The organism is Streptococcus sp. DD10 (assembly GCF_001578805.1).
In the GTDB taxonomy this organism is placed as follows: Bacteria; Bacillota; Bacilli; order Lactobacillales; family Streptococcaceae; genus Streptococcus.
This window is the reverse complement of the sequence record NZ_KQ969157.1, coordinates 63627-76642: the sequence shown is the minus strand read 5'-3', so window position 1 is coordinate 76642 and position 13016 is coordinate 63627. Positions and strand designations below refer to the sequence as shown.

Sequence of the window (13016 nt, the reverse complement as noted above, 5' to 3'; positions counted from 1 at the left end):
ATCTGCATACTGGTAGACGAACCAAGTACTTAATACGGTCAAAACAAACCAGAAAATCAAACGTAGGAAAATTCCATCTCCAGTACCAACTCCTGCAGTAGCAGACGCAATCCCAGTCGCAAATGGATTTAGAGTAGATGCTAAACATCCGATTTGAGAACCAAGAAGAATGATGGCAACACCTGTCAAACTGTCAAAACCAACAGCCATCATAACTGGTACTAATAGAGGATAGAAGGCCATTGTTTCTTCACCCATACCATAAGTTGTACCACCAAGAGCAAATAGTGGCATCAATACGATAATGAGCATTTTTTCACGGCCCTTGTATTTCTTCACAATTGAAGCAATACCCACATCAAGTGCCCCAGTTTTATTAACAACTCCTAAAAATGCCCCAACCATGAGGATAAAGAATGCAACATCAATCGCCGCACTTGTAGCCTTTATCAAGGAACCTTCAGCAGGACTCGTACCTAACATCGCACGAATTGGTGCCATCAAGACATCCCAAATCCCTTGTGGATTTTGTGGTTGTGCTTGATAGACTCCATCAACAAAAGCACCTGCCGGGATAATCCAAGTAAGTATCGCCATCAAGGCAATAATGATAATCAATACCGAATAAGAAGACGGCATTTTAAATCCTTTTTTTGTTTTTTCAGTCATTTTCTTCCTCCCCCTTTAAAAAGAGGCTTCCCCTTTCTCTACATGGAAAGAAAAGCAGTGTAGAGAAAGTCTGTTACTTATCCTTTTTCAATAATTGTTCCACTTTCGCTTTCAATTAGTGCACCCAGATTTTCAAGCGAGGTAATAACAGCTTTTCCTTCTGGACGTCCATTGACAAAAGCGATGGCAGCTTCTACTTTAGGAAGCATGCTTCCTGGTGCAAATTGATCTTGTTTGATGTACTCTTCCAATTGAGCGACATTGACATGTTCCAATTTTTCTTGATCTGGTTTGTTGTAGTTCACAAAGACATAGTCTACACCGGTCAATACGATGAAGAGATCAGCTTCTACCAATTCAGCCAAACGTTGTGATGCAAAATCTTTATCGATAACTGCTTCAACACCAGTCAAACTACCATCAGCTTCTTTGATTACTGGAATACCACCGCCACCAGCAGCCACAACAACTTGACCATCATTTAACAAAGTACGGATAGTATTAATTTCTTTGATATCCACTGGTTTTGGTGAAGCAACGACTTTCCGCCAACCACGACCAGCATCTTCTTTGAAGGTTGCTCCAGATTTTTCAGCTTCTGCTTTTGCTTCTTCTTCTGAGTAGAATGGACCGATTGGTTTGCTGAGGTTGACAAAGGCTGGGTCGTTTTTATCTACAACTACTTGTGTCACAACTGAGGCCACATCTTTTTCAATTCCTTCTTCAAGAAGGGCATTTTGAAGAGCATTTTGAAGCCAAAAACCAATGCTTCCTTCTGTCATTGCAACCAATGAGTCCAATGGGAAAGCAGGGTTCTTTTCAGAATCAGCTGCCAAGTGTTGAAGCAGGAGGTTTCCAACTTGTGGACCATTTCCGTGAGTAATAATCAAATCATCTCCATTTTTGATTAATTTCACAAGGTGTTTAGCTGTTTCCACCAATGCCTCTTGTTGTGCTTTCGCTGAAGGGTCCGATGAAAGGATCGCATTTCCACCTAATGCGACAACAATTTTTCTATTTGCCATATAGTATCCTTCTTTCTTTTAAAATAAAAGGAGCTGGACTAAAGCTTCTAGTCTCAGCCCCTAAGCTGTTTGTCAATTATTTTATTATTTTTAATATTCTTAAGGAGATTACACTTTTGGAATGTATAGATTTCCAAGTGTTGCAGCCATAACGGCTTTAATGGTATGCATACGGTTTTCCGCTTGATCAAAGTGGCGAGCGTATTTGCTGCGGAACACTTCGTCAGTAACTTCCATTTCTTCTACGCCGAATTTTTCAGCAACATCTTTACCATAAACAGTGTTTGTGTCGTGGAAAGCTGGCAAGCAGTGCAAGAAGATCAAGTCTTCGTTATCAGCTTTCTTAACCAATTCCATGTTTACTTGGTAAGGTTTCAAAAGGGCAACACGTTCTGCAAATTTGTCTTCTTCACCCATAGATACCCAAACGTCAGTGTAAAGTACATCTGCACCTTTCACAGCTTCGTCAGCATCTTCAGTGATTAAGATATGAGCGCCACTTTCTTTTGCGAATCCTTCTGCCAATTCAACAATTTCTTGTTCTGGGAAGAGTTCTTTTGGTGAGAAGATGTGTACGTTCACACCAAGGATAGCACCTGTTACAAGAAGGCTATTTGCAACGTTGTTACGTCCGTCACCACAGTACACAAGTGTCAAACCTTCAAGGCGTCCAAAGTTTTCTTGAACAGTCAAGTAGTCTGCAAGCATTTGAGTTGGGTGCCATTCGTCAGTCAAACCATTCCATACTGGAACACCTGAGAATTCAGCCAATTCTTCAACCATGCGTTGACTAAATCCACGGAATTCGATACCATCGAACATACGACCTAAAACTTTAGCAGTATCTTCTGTAGATTCTTTTTTACCAAGTTGAATGTCGTTAGCACCTAGATATTCTGGATGAGCTCCAAGGTCGATTGCTGCCGTTGTAAAGGCTGCACGAGTACGTGTTGAAGTTTTTTCAAACAAAAGTGCAATGTTCTTACCTGCTAGATAGCGGTGATCAATATTGCGTTTTTTCAAATCTTTCAAGTGTGCTGAAAGGCCAATCAAATACTGCAACTCTGCACGTGTAAAGTCTTTTTCAGCCAAAAAGCTTCTTCCTTGAAATACTGAATTTGTCATATACTTCCTCTTTCTAGTTTTAAATTCTTTTTAATTTAAGGAATTACTACTCCTTATCATTAGGTAGGAAGATGATAAGGAGTAAGCATCCTTTTAATTTTTATATGTGAGAAATCTTAGATATCTTCACGTTCGAATGGCATAGACATGCAACGAGGTCCACCACGACCGCGAACTAATTCCGTTCCGCGAATCTTAATCAAACGAAGTCCGTATTCTTCTAGGATAGCGTTGGTTACAGTGTTACGAGCGTAGACAACTACAACACCTGGAGCGATAGTAAGAGTATTTGAACCATCATTCCATTGTTCACGACCTGCTGATACGATGTTACCACCTCCACAACGAATCAAGTGAACTTTTTCAACACCAAGATTTTCTGCAAGAAGCTCTGCCAAATCACCTTTTTCTTCAGTGATATGCAATTCTTCATTTTCATATGTTACAGAATAAACTCGAAGGCTACCCTCAATTTCTGGATGGATAGTAAACTTATCAAAGTCAACCATGGTAAAGACAGTATCTAAGTGCATGAATTTACGGCTATTTGCAAATTCAAAGGCCAATACCTTCTTAAATCCAACATTTCGTTCGAAAATATTTACCAAAAGTTTTTCAATAGATGCTGCATCTGTCCGTTGAGAGATACCAACTGCCAAAACATCTTTTGAAAGAACAAGCTCATCGCCACCTTCGATACGAGTATCTTCTTCACGATTATATACTAAGTCAACTTTACCAGCATATTCTGGGTGATATTTGAAGATATATTTACCATATAAAGTTTCACGATTACGTGTATCTGCATACATATGGTTCAATGATACCGCATTCCCAATTGTAGCAAATGGATCACGAGTGAAATAAAGGTTTGGCATTGGGTCGATAGCAAATGGATAGTTAGATTCAACTAAATCTGTCAAGCCTTTTACTTCTTGTGGAATTTCAGGAAGTTCAACCTTTTGGAAACCAGCCATGGTTTTTTCAACCAACTCTTGGTCATCTTCAATCTCGTTCAAATACTTACGAATTGCCTTTTTGGTTTCGCGACCACGAATATTTGCTTCATTCAAATATTCTTCAATAAATTCTTGACGAATTTCTGGACTTGTAAATGACTCTGCTACCAATTTTTCAAGATAAAGGACTTCTACTCCTTCATCACGAAGTGCTTGTGCAAAAGCATCATGCTCTTTTTGTGCATCTTCCAAGAATGGAATATCATCAAACAAAAGTCGCTCCAAGTGGTCTGGCATCAAGTTTTCCAACTCTTTACCAGGACGATGCAACATGACTTTTTTCAGTTTTCCGATTTCTGAAAAAACATGAATTGGACGTTCAGACATCTTCTGTCCTCCTTATAAATTTTCTTTGAGGGTTCCTCAACCCTTTCTGACTTTATTTTAGCAGAACTAGTAAGCGTTTTCATGAAATATTTGGCATTGTAAATGAGAAATATTTGGCATTTTTTTCTTCATTTTTTTTATTGTTACATTATCATATTACACTTCTATGCTTTTATACCTTTTTTTCTCTTTAATGAATATTTATTTTTTAAAATTTATATTTTCTTTTTTTATTTTTTCTTATACCAATTAATATTGAAAAAACTTATTAAAAATTCTAAGACTATTATTTGATTAGTTTTCACTTTTTCTATTAAAAAAAAGAAATCACTAATCCGATATGCTGTTATCAAGGAAGTTTTTCTAGTTCCTCGATCTTTATAAAAACATACATTAATTTTTATAATTTTTCTCTTTTTTAGTTAGCTTATTATTCCCTTTATAAGGGGTTTTGAAGGAGAATTATTAAATTTTCTGAAAACTCTTCTTTTTTAATTTTTTATGGTATAATTTGGTAACTATCGTCTATTTTTACTTGTTTTTCCCTTAGTAACGGTTAGACAAACAATCTACCCTAGAAAGGAGGAGCTTGTGTTAGAAGCTAAAAATATTCATATAAATTATGAAAAAATACCGATTATCAGTGGTTTGAGTACAAAAATTACAGATAAAAAGATTACAACAATCATCGGAGCAAATGGATGTGGTAAATCTACATTGCTTAAAGCAATGACTCGGATTCACCCCGTTTCTAGTGGACATATCATCCTTGACGGACAAGATATTGCTAAATTACCTACTAAAGAAGTAGCTAAAAAAATTGCGCTACTTCCCCAAGTTTTAGAAGCTACAGAAGGAATTAGCGTCTTTGATTTGGTCTCGTACGGTCGGTACCCGCATCAGTCCTATCTTGGAAAACTTTCAGAACTAGATCTTGAAAAAATCAACTGGGCTATGGAAGCTACATCCACTAAATCCTATGCTCATCAAACTGTCGACTCTTTATCGGGAGGTCAAAGACAGAGGGTCTGGATTGCCATGGCTCTTGCACAGGATACGGAAATTATTTTTTTAGATGAACCGACTACTTATCTTGATATGAATCACCAACTGGAGATTCTTGAACTCTTACAAGAGCTTAATACCTCACAAGATAAGACCATCGTCATGGTTCTACACGATTTGAATCTCGCTTCACGTTTTTCAGATCAGTTAATTGCTATGAAAGCCGGAGAAATCCGTTTTCAAGGCCACGTTCAAGATATCATGACCCAACCCATCTTAAAAGAAATTTTTGACATTGACGCTCAACTGGTTTCTGACCCAACTAGCCATCGTCCCATCTTACTTAGTTACCAATTAATAAAAAATAGGAGAAATCATGAAAATTAAATCGCTCTTTGCTGTTATAGCAACTCTTGTTGTTGGGCTTTTTTTAGCCTCATGTAGTTCAAATTCGACTTCTACTACTACCACAGTCTCAAAAATGCCAACAATTGAAGGGTTCACTTACTCTGGTGAGGTTCCTGAAACCCCTCAACGTGTAGTTAGTCTTGCTTCTTTTAACACTGGTTATCTTGCTCAGCTCGACCTTAACTTAGTCGGAGTAACTTCCTATGATAAGAAAAATCCTGTTCTTGTTGATAAAGTAAAAAATGCTAAAGAAGTAGCAAGTACCGATCTTGAAGCTATTACTGCACTCCAACCAGACCTTATCGTAGTTGGTTCTACTGAAGAAAATATTGATAAATTAAAAGAAATCGCCCCAGTTATTTCCGTAGAATACGGTAAACGCGATTATTTACAACTAGTGACAGACTTCGGTCAAATCTTCAATAAAGAAAAACAAGCCCAAGCTTGGTTAGACTCTTGGAACAAGAAAACTCAAGAAACAGCTAAAGAGCTTAAAGCGGTTACAGGTGAGGATGCTACTTTTGCAGTTATGGGACTTTTCCAAAAAGAAATCTATGTCTTCGGAAATAATTGGGGCCGTGGCGGAGAAGTCATCTACCAAGCACTCGGTTATAAAGCTCCACAAAAGATTCAAGATGAAGTTTTTAAAACAGGCTATCTGTCCATCTCACAAGAGGTTGTCGATCAATACGCAGCTGATTATATCTTGGTTGCGGCTGAAGATCAAGAAACAGGAGCAAGCCTTTATGAGAGTGATGTTTGGAAATCTATTCCAGCTGTTCAGCAAAATCATGTTTTAAAAGTTGATGCAAATGCCTTCTACTTCAATGATCCGTTGACGCTCGAATACGAATTAACAACCATTCGTGATGCTATCTTAAAAATGAAATAATATGAAAAACAGAAGCCCATTACATCAAAAGAGGAAAAAAGACAAGTCAAGTCTCTTTTGGCTTGTTTTTATCACCCTTCTATGTTTACTAATTGGTATCTATGTTGGACTCCGCTACGGTGCCATTTCGTATCAACACACCGAACTAATTAACACATTACTAAATCCCTTGACCGACTCTAAGATACAAGACGTTATCATGGACATTCGTCTCCCACGTCTGCTTGCAGCACTCTTGGTGGGAGCCGCTATGGCATGCTCGGGATTGATTATGCAGGGAATCACACGAAATCCTATTGCAGATCCTGGACTATTAGGTATTAACACGGGAGCTGGCATGGCATTAGCTCTTGCTTCAGCCTTTATAAAAGGACTACATTACACTCTTATCTTAATGGTCTGCTTATTAGGTTCACTTGTCGCCAGTATACTTGTTTTTACTCTATCTTATCAACCTAAAAAAGGCTACAATCAACTTCGACTCGTTTTGGCTGGAGCTATGATTTCAACCTTATTTTCTGCTATAGGCCAAGGAGTGACTCTGTACTTCAAGCTATCAGGGGCAATCATCGGCTGGCAAGCGGGAGGACTGGTTGGAACCAATTGGACTATGTTAGCTTATATTGCGCCTCTCATTTTAATAGGATTAGTCCTTTCTTTTCTCTTTTCCCACCAACTGTCTATTCTTAGCTTACATGAAACAGTTGCAAAATCTTTGGGGCAACGAACCCTTACTATGACTATGTTTTTACTAGGCCTAGTTGTACTATTGTCTGCCTCCAGTGTAGCCCTTGTGGGGTCACTTGCCTTTATTGGTTTAATTATCCCTCATTTTGTCAAACTCTTTTTATCAAATGATTATCGTTTGTTGCTACCTGTAACTGCTTTAGTAGGTGGTACCTTTATGTTATGGGCTGATTTCATCAGTCGTATTATCCACGCTCCCTATGAGACACCATTAAACGCAATCATCGCGATTTTTGGACTTCCTTGTTTTATCTTTCTTATCAGAGGTCGGAGGGAATTATGATATCAAATAAGAAATTTAAACTGAGTTTAGGCATGCTTTTGTTTTGTTTAGTCGCCCTTATCATCCTATCGCTTTCGATAGGTGATAGTCCATTCTCTGTATTAGATGTGTTGCACTCTATTCTTGGACAAGCAAGTCAAACAACACGATTTATTATCTTTAGTATTCGATTGCCTCGAATTTTAGCCTGCCTCATAGGAGGCGCTTCGCTGGCTCTTAGTGGACTCCTTCTGCAAACCCTCACACGAAATCCTTTAGCAGATTCTGGTATTTTAGGTATCAATGCTGGTGCTGGCATGGTGATGGCTGTTTTTATCTCTTATGATTTAACAAAGAATCTCAGCAGCCTCTATATTCTACCATTTTTAGCGATGGCAGGCGGATTTGTAACCATTCTTCTAGTTTACGGAGTATCACAGAGTCCTGGAAAAAGAATGTCTCCTGTACGCCTCATTATCACAGGAGTTGGTATATCAACCATGTTATCAGGTATCATGGTATCTGTTGTTGGGACTATCGATCAATATAAGGTTTCCTATATAGTCAGTTGGTTGAGTGGACGTATCTCAGGTGATGATTGGCAGACCCTAGGGATCACAATCCCCATTCTTATTCTACTATGGCTATTTACAGCCAGTCGTTACCAAACCCTCAATATCATGACTCTAAATGAGCAAACTTCTCTAGCTCTCGGAGTCAATCTAAAAAAAGAACGCATCATCATTTTGTTTCTCGCAACCAGTTTAGCTTCTATTAGCCTACTCTTAGTAGGTAATATTACCTTTATTGGCTTAATCGCTGGACATATCGCCAGAAGACTTGGAAGCGCTAAACACCAACATAGCATTCCTCTGTCTCTCCTCTTAGGTATGATGCTTCTTCTTATTTCAGATACTATGGGAAGGGTCTTTTTAGTCGGAACTGATATCCCTACTGGTATTCTGGTTTCTATTTTTGGAGCCCCCTACTTTCTCTATCTCATGTATCAAGAAAAGTAACGAGATTTCCTCGCTACTTTTTTCATCTTCAGTTCTAGGTACAATCCAATCGTCTATTTTATTTTATGACTCTAAAAACAAGTTGTTCAGGATCAAATTCTATCTGTAATTCATACTTCCCTAACTGATTTTGACTAATATAGCCAAGTTCTACTAAGCTATCCACAAAGATATCTCTCCTTTTTTGCATCAATTCATTCTTTCGTACATACTTTAGTAAAAAAGTAGTCATATACTTAAGAGCATAGTCTGGATTCACATCCCCTAAAATTCGATATAGCCCCATCTGCTCCTCTGACAAAGGATATTGTTTTTGCAACTTGTAAAAATAATTAGACAGCGTTCGTTGTGAGCGGAAAATATCAGTTTGCTCGATTAAAATAGCCTGATTCGTCCCATTTTTTAACTCCGTTTGAAAACGGAGTTTTTTTAATTCCTCATACAGAGGATTTGTTGTATCAATAAAAATTTCTTGGTCTAATGAAACCGATGATAAATCTTCTAACAAAGGTAAACTAAGACTATAGCGCCTATTTTCTCGTAAGATGAATCCTGCTTTAATAAACTGCTCCATACGTCTATCTACCGCCACCGTGGGAAACTTATGTTTAATTTCCCTAAGAGTAACCTCTTTTTTCTTATTGATAAATTCTACTAGTTCCCTAAAAAACGATTGTTGACACAATCGACTTGGATTGATGATTTCAATCATCTAACACTCCTTTGTATTTTAAATATGGACAAGCAGACAGTTGGCTAGGATTCGTTCCACTCTGTCCTAATGGGACTGGTTGCTGAATCTTTTCAAAATAGTCTTGCCAAAAAGGACTAATCGGTTCTATTCCATCACCAAATTCCATAGCAACCCTATCAAAAATAGGTAAAATCTCCGCGATAAATTGAGAACAATAATAACCTTCACCAAACGGAGAAAAACCATGATTGTATGGTCGCCCCAAAAGACGCTCTGCTTTTTCTAGTATCCTAGTTGCATCTGCTTGATAATATCTATAAATATGGTACTTATTTTCCTTTAGATAAAACTCATCCCAATTCAGCTTATGAACCCCTTTTTCTTGACTCACATGATAGATTTTTCCATCTAAAAAAATAGCAACATGACTATAGTGACCTGTCGCTGATTGAATAGCTTGATCCATATCTGAAGAACCCGTTACAAAAATTAAGTCTGCATTTTTCACATCTTTTATTTTCATTTATTTATTGTAACAAATATTTCCTTTTTAGGCTATAAGAAGGCTGTTCTTAGTAATGAAAGGCAATTTTTGTTATAATAGTCTCATGGTCGAAAAAGTATTTCGTGACCCTGTTCACAATTATATTCATGTCAGTCACCCTGTTATATACAATCTCATTAACAGCAAGGAATTCCAACGTCTTCGTAGAATTAAACAACTAGGTACCTCTAGTTTTACTTTTCATGGGGGAGAACACAGTCGTTTTTCCCACTGCCTTGGTGCTTATGAAATTGCCCGACGAGTAACTGAAATATTTGAAGAAAAGTATAATCAAATATGGGATAAGGAAGAATCACTCCTTACTATGGTAGCTGCTCTTTTACATGATTTAGGTCACGGTGCCTATTCTCATACTTTTGAAAAGCTATTTGAGACAAATCATGAGGAGTTGACATGTCGTATGCTAACCTCAGAAGATACGGAAGTTTACCAAATCCTTAACCAAGTTTCACCTGATTTTCCTGAAAAAGTAGCCAGTGTAATAAACCACACTTATTCAAACAAACAAGTGGTTCAGCTGATTTCCAGCCAGATTGATGTTGACCGCATGGATTACCTTCTCAGAGACTCCTACTTTACTGGAACAAACTATGGTCAATTTGACTTAACGAGGATTTTACGGGTCATACGTCCTATCGAAAATGGCATTGCCTTTGATCGCAATGGGATGCATGCTGTAGAGGACTATATCGTCAGTCGCTATCAGATGTATATGCAGGTCTATTTTCACCCAGCCAGTCGTGCGGTAGAAGTTCTACTTCAAAAACTACTTCAACGTGCTAAAGAACTCTATCAGGACTATCCTGACTTTTTTACTACAAATAGTCCACTTCTTCAGCCTTTTTTTGAAGAGAATTATACACTACAAGATTATCTTGCTTTAGATGATGGTGTAATGAATACCTATTTTCAATCTTGGATTCATAGTGAAGATCGTGTTTTATCTGACCTTGCTAGTCGCTTTATCAACCGAAAAGTTTTCAAATCTGTTATCTTTACAAAAGAAAACGAGAAACATCTAGACATTTTGAGACGCCTCATTTCAGATATCGGATTTGATCCGCACTACTACACAGCAATCCATCGGAACTTTGATTTACCTTATGATGTCTATCGCCCTAACAGTGAGAAACCACGCACCCAGATTGAAATCTTTCAAAAAAACGGTGAACTAGCTGAATTATCAACCCTTTCTCCGATTGTGCAATCCTTATCTGGTAGCCTACAAGGAGACAACCGTTTTTATTTCCCAAAAGAGATTTTATCTGACAATCATCTCTTTACAGAGATTCGTGAACAATTTATCAGCTATATTATCAATGATCACTTTCAATACGGAGAATAATATGTCTATCAAACTTGTTGCCGTCGATATTGACGGTACCCTTGTCAATAGTAACCGGCAAATCACTCCTGAAGTATTTGATGCTGTCCAAGCAGCTAAACAATCAGGAGTCAAAATCGTAATCGCAACTGGACGTCCTATAGCAGGGGTCAAATCTATTTTAACAGAACTTAAACTTGATGAACCAGAGAACTACGTGGTAACCTTTAATGGAGCGCTTGTTCAAGAAACAGCGACAGGTAAAGAGATTATCAAAGAAACTTTGACCTACGAAGACTATCTAGAAATTGAGTATGTGAGCCGTCAGCTCAATGTCCATATGCACGCCATTAGCAAAGATGGAATCTATACAGCCAATCGCAACATCGGTCACTACACAGTTCATGAGTCTAATCTAGTCAACATGGATATTTTTTACCGTACCCCTGAAGAAATGAAGGGAAAGGAAATCGTCAAGTGCATGTATGTCGATGAGCCAGAGATTTTAGATCTTGCCATCAAAAACCTACCTCCCCATTTCTATGACAATTATACCATCGTCAAGTCAACTCCTTTTTATCTTGAAATCGTCAAAAAATCCGTCAACAAAGGATCTGCAATCCTACATTTAGCTGCTCAACTCGGAATTTCTATCGAGCAGACCATGGCCATAGGTGACGAAGAAAACGATCGTGCTATGCTTGAAGTTGTCGGAAATCCTGTTGTCATGGAAAATGGAAATCCTGAAGTTAAAAAAATCGCAAAATATATTACCAAATCAAATGATGAAAGCGGAGTAGCTCACGCTATTTACGAATGGGTACTTAACTAATGTATACATACAAATTAGGGATTTCAAGTAGCGAACACGATGCTTTTGTCAGTAATCACCCACAGGCTAACTTATTACAGAGCAGTAAGTGGGCTAACATTAAAGACAATTGGGGAAATGAACGACTCGGAATCTATAAAGAAAATCAACTTGTAGCCGTAGCAAGTATTCTTGTCCAACCTTTACCACTTGGATTTAGCATGTTTTATATCCCACGTGGACCTATTATGGATTACACCGACACCGATCTCGTTCGATTTACTCTAGAAACAGTGAAACGTTTAGCTAAGAAAAAACGAGCTATTTTAGCTAAATTTGATCCTAGCCTCTTTTTAAGCAAAGGTCTAATTGGGCAAGAAAAAACACCAAATATAAGTATACTCACCATTATAAAAAAACTTGAAGCAGATGGTGTTGAGTGGACTGGGCTGACCCAGGACATGGGAGAAAATATTCAGCCTCGTTTTCAAGCCAATATCCATAAAGAAGATTTCACAGAGGAGCAACTTTCAAAATCCACTAAACAGGCAATTCGTACTGCCCGCAACAAAGGATTAGAAATTACATTCGGAGGCATGGAATTACTAGATGAATTTGCTAGTCTGATGAAAAAAACTGAAAATAGAAAAAGTATTCACTTGCGAGGATATGATTACTATAAAAAACTCATACATACTTATCCAGATACTTCTTTCATCACCCTAGCACGGTTAGATTTAACTAAGAGACTCTCAGATTTAGAAAAACAACTACAGAAAAATCTAACGGAAGCAGAAAAATTTACTGAAAAAACAAAAGCAGGAAAAATCAAAAATAATCAAGAGGAAAAAGCTCGTTTAGATGAAGAAATTACATTTCTAAAGGGAAAAATCTCCAATGGAGAAACAACTGTAGCTCTCTCTGGTACCTTAACCCTCGAATTTGGAAAAACTTCAGAAAATATTTATGCTGGTATGGATGAAGAATTTCGCCGTTACCAGCCTGCTATTTTAACCTGGTATGAAACAGCCCAGCATGCTTTTGACCGTGGAGCAAACTGGCAAAATATGGGAGGGATTGAGAACCAGCTTGATGGTGGTCTGTACCATTTCAAGTCTAAATTC

At 37.9% G+C, this 13016-nt stretch carries 12 protein-coding genes and 1 pseudogene; 7 read left to right on the top strand and 6 right to left on the bottom strand.

Translation table 11 applies throughout. From position 1 onward, the window contains the following. From STRDD10_RS11360 to arcA, 4 genes and pseudogenes are all read right to left on the bottom strand, one after another. Positions 1 to 669: pseudogene (locus STRDD10_RS11360) on the bottom strand (YfcC family protein); the annotation flags it as partial. A 77-nt stretch (positions 670 to 746) separates the two neighbouring features. Beyond that, positions 747 to 1694, bottom strand: a complete 948-nt coding sequence (gene arcC, locus STRDD10_RS00335; RefSeq protein ID WP_067192067.1) for a carbamate kinase — start codon at positions 1692 to 1694, stop codon at positions 747 to 749. 108 nt (positions 1695 to 1802) lie between these two features. Continuing rightward, positions 1803 to 2819, bottom strand: a complete 1017-nt coding sequence (argF, locus tag STRDD10_RS00330) for an ornithine carbamoyltransferase (protein WP_067192064.1) — start codon at positions 2817 to 2819, stop codon at positions 1803 to 1805. A gap of 116 nt (positions 2820 to 2935) precedes the next feature. Beyond that, positions 2936 to 4165 (bottom strand): arginine deiminase, encoded by a 1230-nt coding sequence (arcA, locus tag STRDD10_RS00325; protein ID WP_067192063.1) that lies wholly within the window; start codon positions 4163 to 4165, stop codon positions 2936 to 2938. Positions 4166 to 4756: 591 nt separating this feature from the next. Between arcA and STRDD10_RS00320 the strand changes: the two genes are divergently transcribed. Genes STRDD10_RS00320 through STRDD10_RS00305 form a run of 4 tightly spaced genes read left to right on the top strand, consistent with a single transcriptional unit; the run spans position 4757 to position 8498 of the window. Continuing rightward, positions 4757 to 5557 (top strand): ABC transporter ATP-binding protein, encoded by an 801-nt coding sequence (locus tag STRDD10_RS00320; protein ID WP_067192061.1) that lies wholly within the window; start codon positions 4757 to 4759, stop codon positions 5555 to 5557. Further along, positions 5553 to 6470 (top strand): iron-hydroxamate ABC transporter substrate-binding protein, encoded by a 918-nt coding sequence (locus tag STRDD10_RS00315; protein WP_067192988.1) that lies wholly within the window; start codon positions 5553 to 5555, stop codon positions 6468 to 6470. The genes STRDD10_RS00320 and STRDD10_RS00315 overlap by 5 nt, the downstream gene beginning before the upstream one ends. Before the next feature lies 1 nt (position 6471). Next, positions 6472 to 7500 (top strand): FecCD family ABC transporter permease, encoded by a 1029-nt coding sequence (locus STRDD10_RS00310; RefSeq protein WP_067192060.1) that lies wholly within the window; start codon positions 6472 to 6474, stop codon positions 7498 to 7500. Continuing rightward, positions 7497 to 8498: a FecCD family ABC transporter permease gene (locus STRDD10_RS00305; protein WP_067192058.1), complete on the top strand. Its 1002-nt coding sequence runs from the start codon at positions 7497 to 7499 to the stop codon at positions 8496 to 8498. Before STRDD10_RS00310 ends, STRDD10_RS00305 begins: the two co-directional genes overlap by 4 nt. Positions 8499 to 8556: 58 nt before the next feature. On the opposite strand, the gene STRDD10_RS00300 is transcribed toward STRDD10_RS00305, so the two are convergent. Both STRDD10_RS00300 and STRDD10_RS00295 read right to left on the bottom strand, forming a co-directional pair. Beyond that, positions 8557 to 9210 (bottom strand): DUF1803 domain-containing protein, encoded by a 654-nt coding sequence (locus tag STRDD10_RS00300; RefSeq protein ID WP_067192055.1) that lies wholly within the window; start codon positions 9208 to 9210, stop codon positions 8557 to 8559. Beyond that, a complete protein-coding gene (locus STRDD10_RS00295; protein ID WP_067192052.1) occupies positions 9203 to 9715 on the bottom strand; it encodes a YiiX/YebB-like N1pC/P60 family cysteine hydrolase in 513 nt (170 codons plus the stop codon). Before STRDD10_RS00295 ends, STRDD10_RS00300 begins: the two co-directional genes overlap by 8 nt. A gap of 85 nt (positions 9716 to 9800) precedes the next feature. Here STRDD10_RS00295 and STRDD10_RS00290 point away from each other — a divergent pair, with 85 nt between their 5' ends. The 3 genes from STRDD10_RS00290 to STRDD10_RS00280 form a co-directional block, all read left to right on the top strand. Further along, on the top strand, positions 9801 to 11102 hold the full coding sequence (locus tag STRDD10_RS00290) for an HD domain-containing protein (RefSeq protein WP_067192987.1): 1302 nt from the start codon (positions 9801 to 9803) through the stop codon (positions 11100 to 11102). 1 nt (position 11103) lies between these two features. After that, the gene (gene yidA, locus STRDD10_RS00285) at positions 11104 to 11913 is read left to right on the top strand and encodes a sugar-phosphatase (protein WP_067192050.1); all 810 of its coding nucleotides are present in this window, start codon (positions 11104 to 11106) and stop codon (positions 11911 to 11913) included. Continuing rightward, positions 11913 to 13016: aminoacyltransferase (locus STRDD10_RS00280; protein WP_067192048.1), on the top strand; the 1104-nt coding region annotated here is incomplete at its 3' end. The genes yidA and STRDD10_RS00280, both read left to right, overlap by 1 nt.